At 72.5% G+C, this 22,584-nt stretch carries 18 protein-coding genes, 1 tRNA gene and 1 pseudogene; 1 reads left to right on the top strand and 19 read right to left on the bottom strand.

Features of this window, described 5'->3' with window-relative positions; genetic code table 11:
• Positions 1 to 88: 88 nt before the first annotated feature.
• The 13 genes from ACZ5WK_RS09180 to ACZ5WK_RS09120 all read right to left on the bottom strand — a co-directional run bounded on the left by ACZ5WK_RS09180 (position 89) and on the right by ACZ5WK_RS09120 (position 15,626).
• Positions 89 to 736 carry an arsenate reductase/protein-tyrosine-phosphatase family protein gene (locus ACZ5WK_RS09180; protein WP_396320960.1) on the bottom strand — a complete coding sequence of 216 codons (648 nt, stop codon included), beginning with the start codon at positions 734 to 736 and terminating at the stop codon, positions 89 to 91.
• 29 nt (positions 737 to 765) lie between these two features.
• Positions 766 to 1,413, bottom strand: a complete 648-nt coding sequence (locus ACZ5WK_RS09175) for an L-threonylcarbamoyladenylate synthase (protein ID WP_396320833.1) — start codon at positions 1,411 to 1,413, stop codon at positions 766 to 768.
• A gap of 129 nt (positions 1,414 to 1,542) precedes the next feature.
• The gene (gene prmC / locus ACZ5WK_RS09170) at positions 1,543 to 2,409 is read right to left on the bottom strand and encodes a peptide chain release factor N(5)-glutamine methyltransferase (RefSeq protein ID WP_465546433.1); all 867 of its coding nucleotides are present in this window, start codon (positions 2,407 to 2,409) and stop codon (positions 1,543 to 1,545) included.
• Positions 2,410 to 2,470: 61 nt separating this feature from the next.
• Entirely contained in the window at positions 2,471 to 3,562 is a 1,092-nt protein-coding gene (prfA, locus tag ACZ5WK_RS09165; protein ID WP_148642920.1) for a peptide chain release factor 1, read from the bottom strand.
• Positions 3,563 to 3,695: 133 nt separating this feature from the next.
• A complete protein-coding gene (rpmE, locus tag ACZ5WK_RS09160; RefSeq protein ID WP_238865266.1) occupies positions 3,696 to 3,917 on the bottom strand; it encodes a 50S ribosomal protein L31 in 222 nt (73 codons plus the stop codon).
• 138 nt (positions 3,918 to 4,055) lie between these two features.
• Positions 4,056 to 5,201, bottom strand: coding sequence for an LCP family protein (locus tag ACZ5WK_RS09155; RefSeq protein ID WP_465546431.1), 1,146 nt, complete (start codon positions 5,199 to 5,201; stop codon positions 4,056 to 4,058).
• A 127-nt stretch (positions 5,202 to 5,328) separates the two neighbouring features.
• Complete coding sequence (gene rho, locus ACZ5WK_RS09150) at positions 5,329 to 7,425, bottom strand: transcription termination factor Rho (protein ID WP_465546429.1); 2,097 nt, start codon at positions 7,423 to 7,425, stop codon at positions 5,329 to 5,331.
• Positions 7,426 to 8,132: 707 nt separating this feature from the next.
• On the bottom strand, positions 8,133 to 9,068 hold the full coding sequence (thrB, locus tag ACZ5WK_RS09145) for a homoserine kinase (RefSeq protein ID WP_465546427.1): 936 nt from the start codon (positions 9,066 to 9,068) through the stop codon (positions 8,133 to 8,135).
• Positions 9,069 to 9,416: 348 nt separating this feature from the next.
• Positions 9,417 to 10,505, bottom strand: a complete 1,089-nt coding sequence (gene thrC, locus ACZ5WK_RS09140; protein WP_465546425.1) for a threonine synthase — start codon at positions 10,503 to 10,505, stop codon at positions 9,417 to 9,419.
• 8 nt (positions 10,506 to 10,513) lie between these two features.
• Positions 10,514 to 11,806: a homoserine dehydrogenase gene (locus ACZ5WK_RS09135; protein ID WP_465546423.1), complete on the bottom strand. Its 1,293-nt coding sequence runs from the start codon at positions 11,804 to 11,806 to the stop codon at positions 10,514 to 10,516.
• Positions 11,807 to 11,943: 137 nt separating this feature from the next.
• Positions 11,944 to 13,392, bottom strand: coding sequence for a diaminopimelate decarboxylase (lysA, locus tag ACZ5WK_RS09130; RefSeq protein ID WP_465546422.1), 1,449 nt, complete (start codon positions 13,390 to 13,392; stop codon positions 11,944 to 11,946).
• Between the two features lie 85 nt (positions 13,393 to 13,477).
• Positions 13,478 to 15,133 carry an arginine--tRNA ligase gene (argS, locus tag ACZ5WK_RS09125; RefSeq protein ID WP_465546420.1) on the bottom strand — a complete coding sequence of 552 codons (1,656 nt, stop codon included), beginning with the start codon at positions 15,131 to 15,133 and terminating at the stop codon, positions 13,478 to 13,480.
• Between the two features lie 73 nt (positions 15,134 to 15,206).
• Positions 15,207 to 15,626 carry a response regulator gene (locus ACZ5WK_RS09120; protein WP_465546606.1) on the bottom strand — a complete coding sequence of 140 codons (420 nt, stop codon included), beginning with the start codon at positions 15,624 to 15,626 and terminating at the stop codon, positions 15,207 to 15,209.
• Positions 15,627 to 15,802: 176 nt separating this feature from the next.
• Here ACZ5WK_RS09120 and ACZ5WK_RS09115 point away from each other — a divergent pair.
• A tRNA-Arg gene (locus tag ACZ5WK_RS09115) sits at positions 15,803 to 15,874 on the top strand.
• A gap of 119 nt (positions 15,875 to 15,993) precedes the next feature.
• On the opposite strand, the gene ACZ5WK_RS09110 is transcribed toward ACZ5WK_RS09115, so the two are convergent.
• From ACZ5WK_RS09110 to ACZ5WK_RS09085, 6 genes and pseudogenes are all read right to left on the bottom strand, one after another.
• Entirely contained in the window at positions 15,994 to 17,010 is a 1,017-nt protein-coding gene (locus tag ACZ5WK_RS09110; RefSeq protein ID WP_465546419.1) for a trypsin-like peptidase domain-containing protein, read from the bottom strand.
• A 126-nt stretch (positions 17,011 to 17,136) separates the two neighbouring features.
• Positions 17,137 to 18,063: a carbohydrate kinase family protein gene (locus ACZ5WK_RS09105; protein WP_465546418.1), complete on the bottom strand. Its 927-nt coding sequence runs from the start codon at positions 18,061 to 18,063 to the stop codon at positions 17,137 to 17,139.
• Positions 18,064 to 18,143: 80 nt separating this feature from the next.
• A complete protein-coding gene (locus ACZ5WK_RS09100) occupies positions 18,144 to 19,712 on the bottom strand; it encodes an MFS transporter (RefSeq protein ID WP_465546417.1) in 1,569 nt (522 codons plus the stop codon).
• A 281-nt stretch (positions 19,713 to 19,993) separates the two neighbouring features.
• Positions 19,994 to 21,736 carry a DUF885 domain-containing protein gene (locus tag ACZ5WK_RS09095; RefSeq protein WP_465546416.1) on the bottom strand — a complete coding sequence of 581 codons (1,743 nt, stop codon included), beginning with the start codon at positions 21,734 to 21,736 and terminating at the stop codon, positions 19,994 to 19,996.
• 64 nt (positions 21,737 to 21,800) lie between these two features.
• A complete protein-coding gene (locus ACZ5WK_RS09090) occupies positions 21,801 to 22,178 on the bottom strand; it encodes a rhomboid-like protein (RefSeq protein ID WP_465546604.1) in 378 nt (125 codons plus the stop codon).
• Between the two features lie 116 nt (positions 22,179 to 22,294).
• Positions 22,295 to 22,510 (bottom strand): annotated as a pseudogene (locus ACZ5WK_RS09085) (rhomboid-like protein); the annotation flags it as partial.
• Positions 22,511 to 22,584: the final 74 nt, after the last annotated feature.

Genomic DNA, 22,584 nt, shown 5'->3' with positions numbered 1-22,584 from the left:
GCATCCGAGCGACGACCGTCGGCACCGGGACCAGCGCCCGGAGCCGCCCATCAGGCACAGCGGCAGGAGGGCGCGCCGGTGCCGTCGATCAGACCGGGCGGCGGGCGGGGACGCCGGTGAGCGCGGTGACCACCGGGTCCACCGCGTGGAATATCTCCTCGCCGCAGTTGCGGAACATGCCGATCGGCGCGCCGTACGGGTCGTGCACCTCGTCCGACTCCGGGCTGGCGGCGAGCAGCCAGCCGCGCAGCGCCGCGGCGGCCCGGACCAGGGCGCGGGCACGCTCGGTGACGTCGGCGCCGCGACGCGGGTCGGGCAGGGTGCCCGGGTCTATCGTCCGGACGAGGCGGGTGAACTCCTTCAGGGTGAAGGTCCGCAGCCCGGCCTCGTGGCCCATCGAGATCACCTGGGCGCGGTGGTCCAGGGTGGCGGTGAGCACCAGGTCGGCCTCGACCACGTGCTCGTCCAGCAGCTCGCGCCCGGCGAAGCCGCCGCTGTCGGCGCCGTACTCGTCCAGCACCGTGGCGGCGTGCTCCTCCATCGGCGCACCCACATGGCCCCAGGTGCCGGCGCTCTCCACGAGGATGCGCCCGGCGACCCGGGGGCTGAGCCGGGTGTCCAGCTCACGCCGGGTGAGCCGCTCGGCGATCGGCGAGCGGCAGATGTTCCCGGTGCAGACGAAGAGGATCCTGAAGTGGTCCAACGGCCTGGGGCCCACGCTCAGGTACGGCGATATGCCGGGCCCGGCATGGAGGGAGGCGGCCGTCAACTGCCGGCCTCCAGGTCGGGGACGACCTCCCTCAGCTGCTCGGCGCTGATCGCGCCGGCCCGCAGCAGGACCGGGACCTTGCCCGTGACGTCGACGATGGAGGACGCGGTGGCGTGGTCGGCCGTGCCGCCGTCCAGGTAGACCGAGATGGCGTCGCCGAGCTGCTGCTCGGCCTCGTCGCAGGTGGACGGCGACGGGCCGCCGGTCTTGTTGGCGCTGGAGACGGCGAGCGGGCCGGTGGCGTTCAGCAGCTCGATCGCGACCGGGTGCAGCGGCATCCGGACGGCGACGGTGCCCCGGGTCTCGCCGAGGTCCCAGCGCAGCGACGGCTGGTGCCGGGCGACCAGGGTGAGGCCGCCGGGCCAGAACGCGTCGACGAGCTCCCAGGCCTGCTCGGAGAAGTCGGTGACCAGGCCGTGCAGGGTGGTCGGCGAGCCGACCAGGACCGGCGAGGGCATGTTGCGGCCGCGGCCCTTGGCGGCCAGCAGGGCGGCGACGGCCTCCGGCGAGAAGGCGTCCGCACCGACCCCGTACAGGGTGTCGGTGGGGAGCACGACGAGTTCGCCCCGGCGGATGGCCGAGGCGGCCTCGCGCAGACCGGTGGCGCGGTCCCCGGCGTCGGCACAGTCGTAGCGGCGGCTCATCGGTGCGGTCCCCTTCCGAGATGGCTCATCACGTGGGCGGGCGCGTTCACAGCGACGCCCCGCGGGCGGTGGTGCTGCGCTGAATGGTCACAACGAGGCCCTTCCGGGCAGTCGTGCTGTGTTCAGTGGTCACAACGAGACCCTTCGGGCTGTTGTGAAACGCGGCCGGTTGTTCAGGTCGCGGTGGTCGGCGGTGTCCGTCCAGCCGCCTTCCTCGTTGAAGATCCACGGCACCTGGCCGCCCTGGGTGTCGGCGTGCTCGATCACCACGGCGCCGCCCGGGCGCAGCAGGCGGGCGGCGACGCGCTCGATGCCGCGGATGGTGTCCAGCCCGTCCTCGCCGGAGAACAGCGACATCTGCGGGTCGTGGTCGCGGGCCTCCGGAGCGACGTACTCCCACTCGGTGAGCGGGATGTACGGCGGGTTGGAGATGACCAGGTCGAAGCGGCCGTCCCAGGAGCGGTCGTCGGCGAAGGCCTTGGTGGCGTCGCCGGCGTGCAGGGTGACCCGGGCCCGGTCGGAGCTGGCCTCGATGTTGCGCCGGGTGTACCGCAGCGCGCCCTCGTCCAGCTCGAAGGCGTGCACGGTGGAGCGCGGCAGCTCCTGGGCGAGGGCCAGCGCGATGGCGCCGGAGCCGGAGCAGAGGTCGACCACCAGCGGCTCGGCGACGTCCATGTCGCGGACGGCGTCTATGGCCCATTCGACGACCGTCTCGGTCTCCGGGCGGGGCACGAAGACCCCGGGGCCGACCTCCAGCTCCAGGTAGCGGAAGAACGCCCGGCCGGTGATGTGCTGGAGCGGCTCGCGCGCCTCGCGGCGGGAGACGGCCTCCCAGTAGCGGGCGTCGAAGTCGGCGTCCTTGACCGTGTGCAGCTGGCTGCGCTTGACGTTGTGGACGTGTGCGGCGAGCTCCTCCGCGTCGAAGCGCGGCGACGGCACACCGGCCGCGGCCAACCGCTGGGTGGCCTGGGCCACCTCGGCGAGCAGCAGGTTCACGTACGACCTCTTGTTTCTGCGCTGCGGCTTCTCTGGTGCGTCCGGGGCCCGGACGCCGGTCTCAGTTCTGCTGTGCCGCCGCGAGCTTTGCGGCCGCGTCCGCGTCCACGCAGGACTGGATCACCGCGTTCAGGTCGCCGTCCAGGACCTGGTCCAGGTTGTACGACTTGAAGCCCGTGCGGTGGTCCGAGATGCGGTTCTCGGGGTAGTTGTACGTGCGGATCCGCTCGGAGCGGTCCACGGTGCGGACCTGGCTGCGGCGTGCGTCCGAGGCCTCCCGCTCGGCCTCCTCCTGCGCGGCGGCCAGCAGCCGCGAACGCAGGATGCGCATCGCCTGCTCCTTGTTCTGCAGCTGGCTCTTCTCGTTCTGGCAGGACGCCACGATACCGGTCGGAAGGTGGGTGATCCGGACCGCCGAGTCGGTGGTGTTGACCGACTGGCCGCCGGGGCCGGACGAGCGGTAGACGTCGATCCGCAGGTCGTTGGCGACGATCTCTACCTCGACCTCCTCCGCCTCGGGGGTGACCAGCACGCCGGCCGCGGAGGTGTGGATGCGGCCCTGCGACTCGGTGGCGGGGACGCGCTGCACGCGGTGCACGCCGCCCTCGTACTTCAGCCGGGCCCAGACGCCCTGGGCGGGCGAGCCATCGGGGTTCGTCCGGGCGCCCTTGGTCTTGACGGCCACCGAGACGTCCTTGTAGCCGCCGAGGTCGGACTCGTTGGAGTCGATGATCTCGGTCTTCCAGCCGATCCGCTCGGCGAAGCGCAGGTACATCCGGAGCAGGTCGCCGGCGAACAGCGCGGACTCCTCGCCACCCTCGCCCGCCTTGATCTCCAGGATGACGTCCTTCTCGTCGCTCGGGTCGCGCGGGACGAGCAGCAGCCGCAGCTCCTCCGTCAGCTCCTCGCGGCGGGCCTCGGAGTCCTTCACCTCGGCGAGGAACTCCGGCTCCTCGGCGGCGAGTTCGCGCGCGGCCTCGATGTCCTCGCCGGCCTGCTTCCACGCCCGGTAGACCCGGGTGATCGGGGTCAGCTCGGCGTACCGCTTGGCCAGCTTCCGGGCGTTGGCCTGGTCGGCGTGGACGGACGGGTCGGCCAGCCTCGTTTCGAGGTCGGCGTGCTCGACGAGGAGCTCTTCGACTGCCTCGAACATGGGTGGCCTTCTTCCCGTGGGTTGCGGTGATGGGGGTCGCGGGGCGCTCGGGCGCCGGGGGACGCGAACGGCGCCGGTCCCCAGCGCCCCCGGAACGAGTACGGGGGCACCGGAAACCGGCGCCGAGGGAGCGCTAGGCCTTCGCGCTGTGCTGCTTGCCGAAGCGGGCCTCGAAGCGGGCGACGCGGCCACCGGTGTCGAGGATCTTCTGCTTGCCGGTGTAGAACGGGTGGCACTGCGAGCAGACCTCGGCGCGGATCTCGCCGCTGGTCTCGGTCGAGCGGGTGGTGAACTCGTTGCCGCAGGTGCAGGTCACACGGGTGACCACGTACTCGGGGTGAACGTTGGACTTCAAGGGGTTCTCCTAGTGTTCGGGAGGGCACCGGGTCGGCGGCTGGGACGCCGCACGTGAACCGGGACCGACGGACCAGTCTGCCAGGACCGGCCGCTTCTTCCCAAACCGGGTGGCGATCCGGGATATTCCGGGCCGGGCTCAGCGGGCCGCGGTCGCCCTCGGTGAGGGCTTCGCGTTCGCCGGGCCGCCCGTCGCCGGGGCCTTCGAGGGGGCCTTCGAGGGGGCCGTGGGGGTGGCCTGGGCGGGGTTCGAGGGCTGGGCCGCCACGACGCCCTGCGGGAGCGCCTGGTCGGCCTTCAGGGCCGCCCAGAGCTGGTCCGCCTGCGGCTGCTGCGCGACCACCCGGTTGGGGTCGCCGGGGGCCGTCACGACCGGCAGGGTCACCATCGACAGCTGGTCCGGGCCGATCCCCTTGAGCTCCTCGGCCAGGCCCACCAGGGAGTTCACCGAGGCCAGCGCCGAGTCGGTGGTGATGGAGCTGGTCAGGGTGTCGCCGACCGACCAGAGCTTGACCGGGTTGGAGAAGAGCCCCATCCCGCCGGCCTGCTGGAGCAGCGACCTCACCATCTGCTTCTGCAGCTCGATCCGGCCGAGGTCGCTGCCGTCGCCGACGCCGTGCCGGGTACGGACGAAGGCCAGGGCCTGCCTGCCGTCGAGGTGGTGCTCGCCGGCCGCCAGGTCCAGCCCGCTGTCCTGGTCGTGGATGGGCACCGTGGTGCTCACCGTGACCCCGCCCATCGCGTCCACGAGCCGGGCGAAGCCGGCGAAGTCGATCTCCACGTAGTGGTCCATCCGCAGCCCGGTGAGCGCCTCGGTGGTCTTGACCGCACACGCGGCACCACCGGTCTCGTACGCGCTGTTGTACATCGCGCGCTTGGCCCCGGGGACGCTCCTGCCGCTCCTGTCGGTGCAGTCGGGCCGGGTGACCAGGGTGTCGCGGGGTATCGAGACCACCTCGGCCCGCGAGTGGTCCTGGTCGACGTGCACCACCATCGCGGTGTCCGAACGGGCGGTGTCGCCGGTGTCGCCGCCGGCCAGCGCGCCGTTCCCGCCGGCCCGCGAATCCGAGCCCAGCACCAGGATGTTGAACGAGCCGTCGGTGGCGGACGGCGGGCGGGCGGTGCCCAGCCGCGCATTGATGTCGACGCTCTTGATGTTGCCGTTGAGCTTGAAGTACGCGTAGCCGGCCGCCCCGGCCCCGAGGACGACGAGCGCGGCGAACCCGCAGGCGGCCACGCGCAGGACCTTGCGGCGGCGGCTCGGAACCCTCTTGTGCTCGGCCATACGTTCCAGAGTAAATCGGACAACATGATCGAAAGGGATCAATCTGTCCCAACTCTGGAACAACGCGCAGAACCCCGGTCCGCTCGCGCGAACCGGGGTTCTGTGCTGGTGAGTTACCCGTCTACGGTCAGTCGCCGGACCCGGGGGTCGTCTTGGCGATCTGCATCAGGAACTCGGCGTTGGACTTGGTCTGCTTCATCTTGTCCAGCAGCAGCTCGATCGCCTGCTGCGAGTCGAGCGCGTGCAGCACCCGGCGGAGCTTCCAGACGATGGCCAACTCCTCGCTGCCCAGCAGGATCTCCTCCTTGCGGGTGCTGGAGGCGTCGACGTCGACGGCCGGGAAGATGCGCTTGTCCGAGAGCTTCCGGTCGAGCTTGAGCTCCATGTTGCCGGTGCCCTTGAACTCCTCGAAGATCACCTCGTCCATGCGCGAGCCGGTCTCGACCAGCGCGGTGGCCAGGATGGTCAGCGAGCCGCCGTTCTCGATGTTGCGCGCGGCACCGAAGAACTTCTTCGGCGGGTACAGCGCGGTCGAGTCGACACCACCGGACAGGATGCGGCCGGAGGCCGGCGCCGCCAGGTTGTAGGCGCGGCCGAGGCGGGTGATCGAGTCCAGCAGGATCACCACGTCGTGGCCCAGCTCCACCAGGCGCTTGGCGCGCTCGATGGCCAGCTCCGCGACGGTGGTGTGGTCCTCCGCCGGCCGGTCGAAGGTCGAGGAGATGACCTCGCCCTTCACCGACCGCTGCATGTCGGTGACCTCCTCCGGACGCTCGTCGACCAGGACGACCATTAGGTGGCACTCGGGGTTGTTGTGGGTGATCGCGTTGGCGACCGCCTGCAGCACCATCGTCTTACCGGTCTTCGGCGGCGCGACGATCAGACCGCGCTGGCCCTTGCCGATCGGCGACACCAGGTCGATGATCCGGGTGGTCAGCACGCCCGGGTCGGTCTCCAGGCGGAGCCGCTCCTGCGGGTAGAGCGGGGTCAGCTTGTTGAACTCGGGGCGGCCGCGGCCGCTCTCCGGGTCCATGCCGTTGACCGAGTCCAGCCGCACCATGGCGTTGAACTTCTCGCGGCGCTCGCCGTCACGCGGCTGGCGGACCGCACCGGTGATGGCGTCACCCTTGCGCAGGCCGTTCTTGCGGACCTGGGCGAGCGAGACGTAGACGTCGTTCTGGCCCGGCAGGTAGCCGGAGGTGCGCACGAACGCGTAGTTGTCGAGGATGTCGAGGATGCCCGCGACCGGGATCAGCACGTCGTCCTCGCCGACCTGCGGCTCGGCGACGCCCGCCTCGAAGCCCTCGCGGCGCCCACGGCCCCGGCGGTCGCGGTAGCGGCCGCGGCGGCCGCGGCGGCCGTCGCCGAACTCGTCGTCGTCGTAACCGCCCTGCTGCTGCGCCTGCGGCTGGGCCTGCTGGCCGCTCTGGCGGTTCTGCTGGCCCTCGCCCTGGCCGCCCTGCTGCTGGCCGCCCTGGCGGTCGGCACGCTCGGGGCGGTCGGTGCGGTCCCGGCGGTTGCGGCGGTCGCGGCGCGACTCGCGGCTCTCGCCGTCCTGGGCCTCGCCGGCCTCCTGGCGGCCCTCGCGCTCGCCGCCCTCGCGGCGGTCGCGACGGTCCCGGCGGTCGCGGCGGGTCTCGGTACGACCCTCCTCGCGGCCCTCGAAGGCGCGGGTCTCGGCCGGGCGGGCCTCGGCCTGCTTGGCCTCGGTGGCGACCGCGGCGGGCGCCTCGGCGGCGGCCTCGGCGGTCGGGGCGCCGGCGGCCGAGGTGGCCCGGCGGCGGGTGCGCTCGGTACGGGCAGGCGCGGCGGTCTCGGCGGCGGCCTGGACCGGGATGTCGATCTGGGCCTGCGCCTCTGCGGCGGCCGGGGCCTCGGCCTGCGCGGCCTTGGTGCGGCGGGCGGGCTTCTCGGCCGGCTCCGCCGCGTCCGCCTTGGCGGCGGCGCGCTTGGTGGCCGGGGCGGCCGTGGTGGCGCCGCCGGCGGCGAGCAGCGGGTCCCCGCCGCTCTTCTCCTTGATGGCCTCGATCAGCTGGCTCTTGCGCAGGCGTCCCGTGCCGCTGATCCCCAGCGTCGAGGCGAGCTTCTGCAGCTCGGCCAGGACGAGGCCGTCCAGGCCCGCGGCAGCGGTACGACGGCGCCGGGCCGGGGCCGCGGGGGCGGCGGCTGCGTCCGACGCCTCGGCGTCCGGGCGCGCGCCCATCAGATCGGTGGTGTCGCTCACTAAGGGTCCTTCCCTGGAGCGGACGTCGGCCTGTCTGGCTCGGCGACCGGTTGTGCTGTCCTGACCAACGCTCGACTGCGTCGGTCCGAGGCGGTGATCCCCCGAATGGCGGTCGCCAGTCGGGAGAGGGCTGCGAGGTGCGGTGCGTGAAGCACGGTGGTGCTGAGTGGCGCGATGGGACGGTCGCGTGCCGACCCTTCCCCCCAGCCTTCGGCCGGGAGGTACCCCCACCCCAGCTTCGGTAGGGGGTGTACCCCCACGCTGCCTGCGAATCCCGGGCCCCGTCGCGTGACGGTGGCCCGTGCTCCGCCCGTTCTGGCCTCAGGTGGAGGCTGCGGGTGGGAGTCAGGTGCCGTCACGGCTTCGGGATGCGGCCGCAAGTCGCGCAGGCAGGCTGCGTACGCGCTGCGGTGGGCTCCCGGAGAATCGTCGCCCCGTGCATCGCCGGGGCTCCGCGCGAGCGGAGCGCTGGGATCGGGACGCGGCGCACCGAGCCCCGGAGGGCACCTGGTGCAGCAATGAGGTTAACACTACCGACCCCCTCAGACATTCCCCAGCCTTGCGCTTGCCAATCGTGTCCGGACAACCCGGCTCCGGCCTGCGCCGGTCCGGGCTGCCAGACGTCCCGCTCGATGTCCTGCCGACGTGCTCGATGCCCTGCTCGGCGGGCCCGTCGTACTGCTCCGCGTACCGCTCCGACCTGGTGCTCAGACGTCGAGCGGGAGCACCGAGGCCCCGGCCCGGTCGAGCTCCAGCCGGTGCGCGGCGAACACCGGGCCGCCGTGACCGTGGTCGTCGGCGAAGGCCAGCACCTTCTCGGCACCCGCCTCGTCGGTGAGCGCCAGCACGGTCGGGCCGGCCCCGGAGATCACCGCGGGGATGCCCTCCGCGCGCAACGCCCCCACCAGCGCGGCACTGTCCGGCATCGCCGAGGCACGGTAGTCCTGGTGCAGCCGGTCCTCGGTGGCGGCGAGCAGCAGCTCGGGCCGCCGGGTCAGGGCCTCCACCAGCAGCGCGGCGCGGCCCGCGTTGACGGCGGCGTCGGCCAGCGGGACGGTCCTGGGCAGCAGGCCCCGGGCGGTCTCGGTGAGCACCTCGGTGGCCGGGATGAACACCACCGGGACGACCTGCGCGGACGGCTCCAGGGTGACGGCCTTGGCCGACTCCTCGTCGGTCCAGGCCACCGTGAAGTTGCCGCGCAGGCAGGCCGCGACGTTGTCCGGGTGCCCCTCCAGCTCGGAGGCGAGGGCCAGCAGCGCGTCGTCGTCCAGCGCGGACGGGCCGCCGATGGTGACGGCGCGGGCGGCCACGATGCCGGCGCAGATCGCGGCGGACGAGGAGCCCAGGCCGCGGCCGTGCGGTATCCGGTTGGCACAGACGACCTCGAGGCCGCGCGGCTGGCCGCCGAGACGGTCGAAGGCGGCCCGCATCGAGCGGACCACCAGGTGGCGCTCGTCGCGGGCCAGCGTGTCGGCACCCTCACCGGCGATGTCGACGGAGAGCCCGGAGTCGGCGACCCGGACGACCACGTCGTCGTACAGACCCAGGGCGAGTCCGAAGGCGTCGAAGCCGGGGCCGAGGTTGGCGCTGGTCGCGGGAACCCGGACCCGGACGGCGGCGGCACGGAACGCAGGACCGGCCATGCGGTGGACTCTCCTGGGGAAATCGGGCGGCGCGAAGCGCGTCGGTGCGAGGGCGGGGAGGGGCCGCGGGCCCCGGCCGGGGCGGGCGGTCACAGTCGTCGGCGCGGCCCGCAGACGGGCCGGACCCGGGGCATGTGCCACACGGCCGAACCCAGAGTATCGAAGAGAGGTTCCACAGTGGTACACCCCGTAGGCCTTCGATCTGGTGTGTTGCCGTTTCTGGCCGGAATGCATGCCGGAATGGCATCGGAATGCGCGGCTGAATTGACACAAAAGTGTCAGCCGAGAACGGCGTCGGGCCGACCCCCGAAAGGGTCGGCCCGGACACCGGTCACGGGGTGACGGGGCTCAGTCCAGCAGGCCGAGGCGCTGGGCGGCGGCCTCCGCGTCGATCGGGACCACCTGGGGCTGCGGCGCGCCGGCCACCGCCCAGTCCGGGTCCTTGAGGCCGTTGCCGGTCACGGTGCAGACGATCCGCTGGCCCGGGTCGACCAGGCCGGCCTCCGCCTTGGCCAGCAGACCGGCCACCGAGGCGGCCGAGGCGGGCTCCACGAAGACGCCCTCCTGCGCGGCCAACAGCCGGTAGGCGGACAGGATCTGACGGTCGGTCACCTTGTCGATGAGGCCGCCCGACTCGTCCCGCGCGGCGAGCGCGAAGTCCCAGGACGCGGGGTTGCCGATCCGGATCGCGGTGGCGATGGTCTGCGGCTTGAGCACCGGGGCGCCGTCCACGATCGGAGCCGAACCGGACGCCTGGAAGCCCCACATCCGCGGGGTGCGGGCGGCCAGCCCGTCGGCGGCGTATTCGCGGTAACCCTTCCAGTACGCGGTGATGTTGCCCGCGTTGCCGACCGGGAGGACGTGGATGTCCGGCGCGTCGCCGAGCATGTCCACGATCTCGAAGGCAGCGGTCTTCTGGCCCTCGATGCGGACCGGGTTCACCGAGTTGACCAGCGCCACCGGGTACTTCTCGGACAGTTCACGCGCAAGAGTGAGGCAGTCGTCGAAGTTCCCGTCCACCTGCAGGATCTTGGCTCCGTGGACCAGCGCCTGGCCCATCTTGCCGAGCGCGATCTTGCCCTGCGGCACCAGCACCGCCGACACCATCCCGGCGCGCACCGCGTAGGCGGCGGCGGAGGCCGAGGTGTTGCCGGTGGAGGCGCAGATGACGGCCTGGGCGCCGTCCTCCTTCGCCTTGGAGATGGCCATCGTCATGCCGCGGTCCTTGAAGGACCCGGTCGGGTTGGCGCCCTCGACCTTGAGGAAGACCTCGCAGCCGGTGCGCTCGGAGAGAACCTGGGCGGGGACGAGCGGCGTGCCGCCCTCCAGCAGGGTGACCACGGGAGTGGAGTCGCTGACCGGCAGGCGGTCGCGGTACTCCTCGATCAGGCCGCGCCACTGGTGGGTGTGCGCGCCTCTGGCGATCACGGCGTTCATGGCTGTTCCTACTCCCCTTCAACCCGCATGATGCTGGCCACGTCCCGCACGCTGTCCAGCGCACGGAGCTTGTCCACCGTCGCCGACAGGGCGGCGTCGGTGGCACGGTGGGTGACCACGACGAGCGAGGCGTCGCCGTCGCGGCCCTGCTGGCGCACGGTGTCGATGGAGACGCCGTGCTCGGCGAAGACGGACGCCACCTGGGCGAGCACGCCCGCGCGGTCGTCCACGTCCAGGCTGACGTGGTACCGGGTGACGACCTCGTCCATCGGCTTGGCCGGCAGCCGGGTGTACAGCGAGTCACCGGGGCCGGTGGCGCCGGCGAGCTTGTTGCGGCAGACCGCGACCAGGTCGCCGAGGACCGCGGAGGCGGTCGGCGAACCGCCCGCGCCCGGGCCGTAGAACATCAGCCGGCCGGCCGCCTCGGCCTCGACGAACACCGCGTTGTACGCCTCGCGGACGGATGCCAGCGGGTGCGACAGCGGGATCATCGCCGGGTGGACCCGCGCGGTGACCGACTCGCCGTCCGCCGCGCGCTCGCAGATCGCGAGCAGCTTGACCACGCAGCCCATCTCCTTGGCGGAGGCGATGTCGGCGGCGGTCACCTCGGTGATGCCCTCGCGGTAGACGTCCGCGGCGGTCACCTTGGTGTGGAAGGCGATCCCGGCCAGGATCGCGGCCTTGGCGGCGGCGTCGAAGCCCTCGACGTCGGCCGTCGGGTCGGCCTCGGCGTAACCGAGCGCGGTGGCCTCCTCCAGCGCCTCCGAGTAGCCGGCGCCGGTGCTGTCCATCTTGTCGAGGATGAAGTTGGTGGTGCCGTTGACGATGCCCAGCACCCGGTTCACCTTGTCCCCGGCGAGGGACTCGCGCAGCGGGCGCAGCAGCGGGATCGCGCCGGCCACCGCGGCCTCGTAGTAGAGGTCGACCCCGGCCTCGGCGGCCGCGGCGTGCAGCTCGGTGCCGTCCTGGGCGAGCAGCGCCTTGTTGGCGCTGACCACCGAGGCGCCCTGCTCGAACGCCGACAGGAGGAGGTGTTTGGACGGCTCGATGCCGCCCACCACCTCGATCACCACGTCGATGTCGCCCCGGTTGACCAGGGCCTCGGCGTCGGTGGTGACCAGGTGCTCGGGCACGCCCGGACGGGTCCGGCCGGCCCGGCGGACCGCGATGCCGGCGAGCTCGACCGGCGCGCCGATGCGCGCGGCGAGGTCGGCGGCGTCCGTCGTCATGATGCGCGCCACCTCGGAGCCCACCACACCACAGCCCAGCAACGCCACCTTCAGCGGCCGCGTACGCATCATCCGACTCCGCTCTGCATTCATCGTGCTTCGGTATTCCGGCGGGATTTCGGGGGTCCGCCGGAACTTCGGTCTGTACCAGTCTCCGGGACTTTCCGTACGGATCTACGGTCGTTCCATGATCTGAGACGAGATTTTCGTCATCCGATATCGAGACGCAGGAGATCCTCCTCCGTCTCGCGCCGGACGATCACCCGGGCCGAACCGTCCCGGACGGCCAGCACCGGGGGCTTGAGCGCGTGGTTGTAGTTGCTCGCCATCGAGCGGCAGTAGGCGCCGGTGGCGGGCACCGCGAGCAGGTCGCCCGGGGCCAGGTCGGCCGGCAGGAAGGCGTCCCGGACGACGATGTCGCCGGACTCGCAGTGCTTGCCCACCACACGGACCAGCATCGGCTCGGCGTCGCTGCTGCGCGACACCAGGGCCACCGAGTAGTCGGCGTCGTAGAGCGCGGTACGGATGTTGTCGGACATGCCGCCGTCCACGCTGACGTAGGTGCGCAGCCCTTCCAGCGGCTTCACCGTGCCCACCTCGTACAGCGTGAAGGTGGTCGGGCCGACGATCGCTCGGCCGGGCTCGACGCTCAGCCGGGGGGCGCTCAGGTTGGCGGCGGCGCACTCGCGGCGCACGATCTCGGCCAGCGCGGAGGCGATCTCGGCGGGCTCGCGCGGGTCGTCCTCGCTGGTGTAGGCGATGCCGAGGCCGCCGCCGAGGTCGATCTCGGGCAGCTCGACGCCGTGCTCGTCGCGGATCTCGGCCAGCAGGCCGACCACCCGGCGGGCGGCCACCTCGAAGCCCGCCGTGTCGAAGATCTGCGAGCCGATGTGCGAGTGGATGCCGCGCAGCTCCAGGCTCTCGCCGTGCGCGAGCACCCGGCGCACGGCCTCGGCCGCCGCGCCGCCGCCCTCCCGTCGACCACCGTCGCCCTCGGCCTTGCCGCTTCGGGGCGCGGCCAGATTGAGCGAGAGGCCGAACTTCTGGTCCTCGTGCGCGGTGGCGATGAACTCGTGGGTGTGCGCCTCGACGCCGACGGTGATCCGGATCAGCACCGGCTGCCGGACGCCCTGCCGGCCGGCGATCGCGGCCAGGCGCTCGATCTCCTCGTAGGAGTCGACCACGATGTGGCCGACGCCCGCCTTCACGGCCTGCTCCAGCTCGTGGACGGACTTGTTGTTGCCGTGCAGCGCGATCCGCTCGGCGGGCATCCCCGCGGCCAGCGCGACCTGGAGCTCGCCGCCGCTGCACACGTCGACGTTCAGGCCCTCCTCGTGCAGCCAGCGCACGACCGCCTTGGAGAGGAACGCCTTGCCCGCGTAGTACACGTCCGCGTCGGTGCCGAAGGCGTCCCGCCAGGCGCGGGCCCGGGAGCGGAAGTCGGCCTCGTCCATGACGTAGGCCGGGGTGCCGAACTCGGCGGCGAGCCGGTTGACGTCGAGACCGCCGACGGTGACGACGCCGTCGGCGCCGCGGGTGACCGTCCGGGACCAGACCTTGGGGTCGAGCGCGTTCAGGTCGGCCGGCGGGGCCTGGTAGTGGCCCTCGGGCAGCACGTCGCCGTGACGGGGGCCTGCGGGGTGTGCGGAGCGACTCATGAGCTCTTCCTAGACCTATGGCGAGGGGCGGCGACGGTCCCCGTTGACCGTCCGCCGCCCCCGCTCTGCGCTGTGGGGGGTGGTGCTACATCCGCTCGGGCGCCGTCACGCCCAGGAGCGTGAGGCCGTTGGCGATCACCGTGCGCGTCGCGTCGGCGAGCCAGAGCCGGGCGTGCGTGAGGTCGGTGACCTCCTCGTCGCCCTTGGGCAGGATCTGGCAGTTGTCGTAGAACCGGTGGTAGTCGCGCGCGACCTCCTCCAGGTACCGCGCGACGTGGTGCGGCTCCCGCAGCTCGCCGGCCTTGGCCAGCACCCGCGGGAACTCGCCGAGCTGGCCGAGCAGGTCGGACTCCCACTCGGTGGCGAGCAGCTCCGGTTTGAAGTCCTGGGCCTTGGTGATGCCGAGCCCGGCCGCCTTGCGCTGGACGGAGCTCATCCGGGCGTGCGCGTACTGGACGTAGAAGACCGGGTTCTCGTTGGTCTGGCTGGTCAGCACGTTGATGTCGAGCGTGATGGTGGAGTCCGTCGAGGACCGCGCCAGCGTGTAGCGGGCGGCGTCCACGCCGATCCACTCGACCACGTCGTCGATCGTGATGATGTTGCCGGCCCGCTTGGACATGCGGACCTCTTCGCCGTCGCGAAGCATCTTCACGAACTGGCCGATCTTGACCTCGATGTTGCGGTCCATGTCGTCGCCCGCGCAGGCCGCGATGGCCTTCAGCCGGTTGACGTAGCCGTGGTGGTCCGCGCCCAGCATGTAGACCGAGACCTCGGAGCCGCGGTCCCGCTTGGACAGGTAGTACGCGGCGTCGGCGGCGAAGTACGTCGTCTCGCCGTCGGCCTTGATCAGGACGCGGTCCTTGTCGTCACCGAAGTCGGTGGTGCGCAGCCAGATGGCGCCGTCCTGGTCGAAGACGTGGCCCTGCTCGCGCAGCCGGTCGATGGCCTTCTCGACGGCGCCGGAGTCGTGCAGCGACTTCTCCGAGAACCAGACGTCGAAGTGGGTGCCGAACTCCTCCATCGAGCGCTGGATCTCGGCCACCATGAGCTTGAGGCCCTCGGTGCGGAAGGCCTGCAGCTGCTCGTCCTCGGGCAGGTCGAGCACGCCGGGGACGCCGTCGGTGATCGCCTTGGCGATGTCGGCGATGTACTCGCCGACGTAGCCGTCGGCCGGGACGGGCTGCCCGTTGGCGGCGGCCTTCAGCGAGCCGGCGAACTTGGAGATCTGCACGCCGGCGTCGTTGAGGTAGTACTCGGTGGTGACGTCGGCGCCGGAGGCCCGCAGCACGCGCGCCAGGGAGTCGCCGACGGCGGCCCAGCGGACGCCGCCGATGTGGATCGGGCCGGTCGGGTTGGCGGAGACGAACTCCAGGTTGATCTTCAGGCCCTCGAGCGCCTCGTTGCGGCCGTACTCGGCGCCCGCCTCGACGATGGTGCGCGCCAGTGCGCCCTGGGTGGCCGTGTCGAGGGTGATGTTCAGGAAGCCCGGACCGGCGATGTCGACCTTGGCGACCCCGGGCAGCTCGCGCAGACGGGCGGCCACCAGGTCGGCCACGGCTCGCGGCGGCTTACCGGCCGGCTTCGCGAGCTGGAGGGCCACGTTGGTCGCGTAGTCGCCGTGGTCCCTGTTCTTGGGCCGCTCGATCGTCACGTGCTCGGGCACGGCGACGGCCAGCTCGCCCGCCTCGACGGCGGCGCTCACTGCGGCCTGGACTGCCTGGGAAAGCTCTGCGGGGGTCACGACGCCAAGCGTAGGCGAGACGGGGCACCCGCCCGCCACTCGGTTTACCGGTTGAGACGCCCGGCCGCCGTGCTCAGCCCCGATCGATCCCACCTGTTCGCTGAGGGCGAAATCCGTCCGCGCCGCCGCCCAGCGTCATCAGACGCCACACCAGCGCGACCAGATCCGCCGGGTCGAAGGGCTTCCCGAGGTACCCGTCCACGCCGACCGCCTCGCCGAGATCCAGATCGGCCGGCGTGCAGGCGCTCACGATCGCGATCGGCAGCCCGCTCGTCCCCGGCGCCGCCCGCAACCGGGCCGCCGTCCGCAGCCCGTCCAGCCGCGGCATCACCACGTCCAGCGTCACGACGTCCGGCTTCACCCGGCGGACCACCTCCAGGCACTCGGCGCCGTCGGCGGCGGTCACCACCTCGAAGCCCTCCAGCTCGAGGTTGACCCTGATCAGCTGGCGGATCACCTCGCTGTCGTCCACCACGAGGACCCGCCCGGACACTCCCGACACCTCACCGAGGGTATCGGCGGCCCCGCCGCCCCGTCCGGCCTTTCCGGACTTCCGCTCCCCTCGCTCCCCCGCCCCGGACCCCCGCTCCGGAAACCCGTGCACGGACCACGCCCCGGGCCTGGTAATGTTCTCCACGTCGGAGCGAACGCGACGACAACACCAAGCAGGCCCCCGTAGCTCAGGGGATAGAGCACCGCCCTCCGGAGGCGGGTGCGCAGGTTCGAATCCTGCCGGGGGCACTTCGCAAGAAGTGCAACACAGGCCCAGATCAGTGGAGTTCATCCACGGATCTGGGCCTTTGTCATTCCTGCGGGCGAGTTGAGGGAGCGTCCGCGTCCGCCCCACCGGGCGGGGCGGCTCAGCCGGCCTCGGCGACCGCCTCGCCGTAGAGGGCCGCGATGGTGTGGTCGAAGTAGGCGCTGTAGGAGGTGTCGGAGGTGTCGCCGCCCTGCTGGTAGCCGCCGATCACGCCGATGACGTGGCCGGTGGAGGTGCTGATCCAGGGGCCGCCGCTGGTGCCGCCGGGGTAGTCGGGGCAGTCGATGACGCGCTGGTAGCTGCTCCGGCGGCCGGTGGTGTTGGTGCAGAGGAGGGGCGTCTCGGAGCCGCCGGCGTAGCCGTAGAGGCGGACGGTGGCGTCGAAGGGTTCGTCGGCGCCGAGTGGGTTGGCGCCGACCACGTCCTCGATCCGGCGGCCGCCGGCGGCGGCGGTCTCCAGGATGGCGAAGTCCTCGTCCTGGTCGCCGTTGCGGGACCAGCCGGTGGTGGTGTGGATGGCGGTGACCCGCCAGGTGCCGTACGGGGCGGTGCCGTTGCGGTAGCCGGGGGCGAAGGTGACACCGGCGGTGCTGTTCAGGCAGTGGGCGGCGGTGAGCAGCAGGTTGCCGGTGGGGCTGTGCAGGACGCTGGCGGTGCAGAAGTGGTCGCCGGCCGCGACCTCGCCGCTGAACAGGGCGCCCACGGTGGCCGATTCGGAGGCGGCCGATGCGCGGGCGGCCGGGGCCTCGGCGGTGGTGCCGAGGGAGACCGTGGGGGTGTCGGCCGGCGTGGGGGCGTCGGTCGTCGTCGGGGTGTCGGTCGCCGTCGGGGCGGGGGCGGCCTGGACCTCCCAGGGGTCCGGCGACGCGGTGTCCGCCGGCGTGGCCGGCGCGGTGATGTCCGGGGTGGCCGGCGCGGTGATGTCCGGGGTGGCCGACGGGGTCGGGTCCGCCGGGGAGACCACCATCGCCGACGGGCCGCCCGCCGCCGTCGCCTCCGGGGTCAGGTCGTGCGTGCCCGCGACCACCGCGGCGAGGGTGAGCGCGGCGAGCACGCTCAGGACGGTGGGGGTCAGGAGGCGGCGGCGTCGGGGCGCGCGGCGGCGGTGCTGGCCCATACCTGGTCTGCTCCTGCCCTGGGTGTCGGTGCGAAGACGGTCCGACTATGGCGGAAGGAGCTGGGAGGGTCGTTACGCCCGGCTGGGAGACCGATGAGAAAACCGCGCCGGGACGACGGGGCCCGGTCAGCAGGCCAGGGCGCGCGCCAGGCCGTCGGCGAGCCCGTCCGCGGTGATGAACGCGGTGTGCGTCCCGGCGGTGGTGCAGGCGAACGCGCCGGCCACCGAGCCGGCGCGGGCGCACTCCGGCAGCGGGCGGCCGCGGAGCCAGCCGTGCAGGAAGCCGGTCACGAACGCGTCACCTGCGCCGTTGGTGTCGACGACCGGGCGGCCCGGGTCGACGGCGGGCAGGTGCAGCGGCCGGGAGTCACGGGTGAGCAGGTGACAGCCCTCGGCGCCGGCGGTGGCGATCACCGCGCTGGCCCGGCCCTCGGCGAGGATCGTCCGCATCAGCTCCTCGTGGCGGCCCCGGCAGCCGGCCACCGAGAGGAAGACCAGGTCGGAGTTGAGGGCGTAGTCGCGGTGGTGCGGGTTGACGCCGTCCCAGTCGTGCAGGTCGGTGGAGGTGGTGCGGCCGAGCCGGTGGAGGTCCGGGTACATGTCGCGGTTGGGGCCGGTGATGGAGAGGTGGACGTGCCGGCTGCGCTCGACGTACGGCAGGTAGAACTCGCGCGGGAGGCGGAGGTCGGCGGGGTGGCGGCCGTCGTAGAAGGAGAAGCGGCGGCCGGCCGCGTCGACCAGGTTGACCGCGCGCGGGGTGCCGTGCGGCGAGACCAGGTGGGCGAACGGGAGGCCCTGGCGGGCGTACTCGGCGAGGATCAACCCGGCCTGCGGGTCGTCGCCGAGGTGGTCGAGGAAGGCGGTGCGCAGGCCGAGGTGGTGGGCGCCGAGGGCGACGCCGTTGCCGGTGTGGGCGACGTAGTCGCGGACCGGCGGCACGTACTGCGAGTCGCCGTCGGGCACTTCGAGCCGGTCGACCCGGACGATGGTGTCGACTCCGGCACCGCCGACCACCAGCAGGTCATGGGCGAACGAGGACTCGGACTCCGACACGACGGCGCCTCCTTGATCCCTGGGGTCGACCAGGAGTCAAGCAGGCGCCGGAGGTTGACTGCAAGACCTTGCGGCAAGTTTCAGGATGCCCGCTGTCTGTCGCTCGGCGTCACCGCCCCCGCCTTGGCACTCACGTCCGCGGTGCCCCCGGCGACGGCCACGGCCTCTCCGGGTTCGAGTCCGGCCGCCTCACCGGGCGCCGGCCGATGGGTGATCATCAGGAAGGCGACCAGCGCGGCGACGATCAGGATCCCCATCGCCACCCAGGTCGCGGTCACGTAGCCGTGCACCGCACCTTGCGCCTGCACCGCCGGGTCGGCGGCGACCCGGGTGGCCAGGTACGACGCGGTGGCGCTGGCCGCGATGGTGTTCAGCAGCGCCGTGCCGAAGGAGCCGCCCACCTGCTGGGCCGAGTTGATGGTGGCCGAGGCCGCGCCGGCCTCGTTCGGGGCGACGCCGAGGGTGGCCAGGCTCATCGACGGCATGAAGACCAGGCCCATGCCGAAGCCGAGCAGCAGCTCCGCGGGCAGCACCATGGCGGCCCACGGGCTGTCCACCTTCATCTGGGTCAGCCAGGCCATGCCCGCCGCGGCGAGCAGCAGACCGGGGGCGATCAGGTTACGGGACGGCACCCTGGTCATCAGCCGGGCCGCGATGCCGGTCGAGCTGATGACGATGGCGGCGGTCATCGGCAGGAAGGAGACACCGGAGACCACCGGCGAGAAGTGCTTGATCACCTGGAGGTAGTAGGTGAGGAACAGGAACAGGCCGAACATGCCGACCATGGCCAGGCCCACCGAGAGCGCGCCACCGCCGCGGTTGCGTTCGCCGACGATGTGAAGCGGGAGCAGCGGGTGCCGGGTGTTCTTCTCGACCAGCACGAAGAGCGCGAGCAGCAGGACGCCGAGCCCCAGCGAGCCCAGCACCAGCCAGTCGCCCCAGCCCCGGGTCACGGCCTCGGAGGTGCCGAAGACGATGGCGAGCAGGCCGCCGCAGCCGAGCAGCGCACCGGGCAGGTCGAGTCTGACCCGGCGCCCCTTGGCGATGTGGTCACGGGTGAGCACGTAGTAGGCGGCGACGGCCGTGGCGATGGCGATCGGGGTGTTGACGAACAGGCACCAGCGCCAGTTCAGGTACTCGGTCAGCAGACCGCCCGCGATGAACCCGATCGCGGCACCGCCGCCGGCGATCGCGCCGAAGATGCCGAAGGCCGTACTGCGTTCCTTGGGGTTGGTGAAGGTCGTGGACAGCAGCCCCAGCGCCGAGGGCGCGAGGATCGCACCGAAGGCGCCCTGCAGGGCGCGGGCCCCGAAGAGCATGGCTGGTCCGACCGCCGCGCCGCCGATCGCCGAGGCGAGGGCGAAGCCGAGCAGGCCGATGGTGAAGACGCGCTTGCGGCCGAAGAGGTCGCCCAGCCGGCCGCCGAGGAGCAGCAGGCCGCCGAAGGCCAGCGTGTAGGCGGTGATCACCCACTGCCGGTTGGCGTCGGAGATGCCGAGGTCCTTCTGGGCCGACGGCAACGCGATGTTCACGATCGTGATGTCGAGGACGATCATCAGCTGGGCGATGGCGATGACCGCCAGGGCCCACCAGCGGCGGCTGTCCGCCGCCCCATGAGCTTCATGACCGGTGGCAGTGTGAGCAGACACTGGTTGAGCCTTCCGGAGGGGATCGGAGAGGTCACGCAGTCGCCTTCAAGCCAAACTCGCGGGGCGCCGAATGGCAAGGAAAAACCTCACCAAATACGGCGATTCGGGACCAAAGAACCAGGGTCCCGGGACCAGGGGACGAGGCCCCGGAGCACCGGGCGGGCCCGGGGCCGGCGCGGCGGACGAGGACGCACGCGGGCCCCGGGCAGCGGCGGACGAGGACGCACGCGGGCCCCGGGCGTCCATGACACCCGGGGCCCGGCGAAGTACCGCGACGGGGCTCAGAGCGCGGCCAGCTCCGCGACCAGGTCGTCCAGGCCGAGCGAACCCTGCGACAGCGCCGCCATGTGCCAGGCCTTGAGGTCGAACTCCTCGCCCCGCGCCTCGTGCGCCGCCCGCGCCGCCGCCCGGCCGCGCAGCCAGGCGCGCTCGCCCAGCTTGTAGCCGATCGCCTGCCCGGGCATGCCCAGGTAGCGGACCAGCTCGCTGTCCAGGAAGTCCGCCGAGAGCCCGCAGTACAGGCCGAAGAACTCCCGGGCGGCGTCCGGCAGCACCGGCTCGCCGGGCTTGTACGGGGAGTCCGCGGGGAAGTCCAGGCCGACGTGCATGCCGATGTCGACGATCACCCGCAGCGCCCGCATCATCTGGGCGTTGAGGTAGCCGAGCCGGTGGCCGGGGTCGGTGAGGTAGCCCAGCTCGTCCATCAGGCGCTCGGCGTACAGCGCCCAGCCCTCCAGGTTGGCGCTGACCCCGCCGAGGCTGACCTGGTAGGTGGAGAGCCGGTCGGCGACGTAGTTCCACTGCGCGAGCTGGAGGTGGTGGCCCGGGACGCCCTCGTGGTACCAGGTGGAGACGAGGTCCCAGACCGGGAAACTGTCCCGGCCGATGGTCGGCAGCCAGGTCCGCCCGGGGCGGGTGAAGTCCAGCGAGGGCGCGGTGTAGTACGGCGCGGCGGCGCCGCCGGCCGGAGCGATCATCGACTCGACCCGGGTGACCGGCTCCGCCAGGTCGAAGTGGGTGCCCTGGAGGTCGTTGATCGCCTGGTCCATCAGGCCCTGAAGGTACTCGCGGGCGGACTCCGCGCCCTGGATGGCGGGGCCGTCGCTCTCCAGCCACTTCATCGCCGCCATCGGGCCGGCGCCGGGGAGCACCTTCTCGGCCTCCGCCTTCATCTGGGCGTGGAGGTCGTGGAACTCCTCCCAGGCCCAGGCGTACGCCTCGTCGAGGTCGAGGTCGGCGCCGGTCCAGTAGCGGACCCAGCGGCCGTAGCGCTCGCGCCCGGTGGTGTCGGGGGCGTCGGCGGCGGCCGGGCCGTAGACGTCGCGCATCCAGTCGCGCAGCTCGGCCAGCGCTTCGGCGGCGGCGACGGCGTGCTCGGCGAGGCCCGCACGCAGTCCCTCGGGGGCGTCCTTGACGAACTCGCCGAACCACCCCGCGCGTCGCCCGCCGTCACCGTTGTCCGGGCCGCTGCGCGGTGCACCCGCGTCCAGCCACTCCCCCAGCTGCTCGACCACGGTGGTGACCTGGCGGGGGCCGGAGAGCAGGCCGCGCCGGATGCCCTCGGCGAGGGTCTCGCGGTACTGCAGCAGGGCGGCGGGCACCCGGGCCATCCGGCGGCCGACGACCTCCCACTGCTGCTCGGTCCCGGTGGGCATCAGGGTGAAGACGTCACGGACGTTGTGCACCGGCGAGCCCAGGTTGCGGACCGCGCGGAAGCTCTCGCCCGCGGTGTGGACGGCGAGTTCGGCGGTGAGCCGCTCGCGCAGCAGCCGGGCGCACCGGCGCTCGGCCTCGTCCTCGGCGGCCCCGGCCTCCTCCGCCTCGGTGAGCCGCGCGAGGGTCTGCCGGGCCAGCTCGGCGACCGCCTCGACCCCGGCCGGGGAGAGGTCGGGGAGGCGGTCGTCCTCGGGGTTGAGCCCCAGATACACCGCGGTCAGCGGGTCCAGCAGAGCGAGCGCCTGGACGTAGGCGTCGGCGACACGGCGCGGGGTGGTGCCGTCGGAGCTGATCAGTTCTTCAACCATTCGGACATCATTTCGTGGCAGGGGCCGTTTGCAAGCCCCTATCCCATGGCATGGGCCTGCCAGTTCAGGCTCCGGCCCGCCGCTCCCGCCACCCCCGGAGCACCACGCCCGGGTCCCAGGTGGGCCGTCCGCGCGCGAAGCGGAAGAAGCAGAGGCCGATCAGGACGGCGCAGAAGTGTCCGAGGTCCGTGAAGGTGTGCGAGGTGACCAGCGGCACCAGGTAGAAGACCAGCACCCCGCCGCCGTACAGCCACCGCCAGCGCCCGGCGAAGCGGTAGGTGAGCACGGCGACGACGCCCGCCAGCGCGTACGAGACGCCGACGTCCACGGTGCCCGCGAGGTCCTCGTGCAGCCGGCCCTTCGCGATGCCCCGGGCGACCACGCCCTCGCTGACGAAGGTGGCCAGCACATGGGCGGTGGCGGCGACGGTGAACCAGCGCAGGGTGCCCAGCCGGCGTTCGGCGTTGGCGTGGAACGTTCGGCGTTGGCGTGGAAGAGGCCGAACAGCACGAAGTAGAGGAGAAAGGCCGACGACTCCGTCCAGAGCGCGCTGGCCACCAGGACGTGCACCGGGTCGGAGCGCAGGTTGTCGACGTTGGTCGACCGGGCGGCCAGGAACCAGTCCAGGTTGGCCGGGTCCATCCGCGCCACCACGAAGCCGGTGGCCGCCAGCACCAGCAGCCACACGTACGTCCCCGGGGCCGAGCGGATCCACGCCCGCACCGCCCGCGGCAGGCGGCGCAGCAGGCCCGGCCGGTCCGGCGTCCGCGACATCCGGCGGCCCCTTCCGCGGCGGCGGCGGCAACGCCTCCATCCTGGGCGAGGCGCCCTCGTTCCGCCCGCCCGCG

The sequence above is a fragment of the Kitasatospora sp. NPDC032757 genome (assembly GCF_055579305.1).
This window is presented reverse-complemented; position numbering and strand designations above follow the sequence as displayed.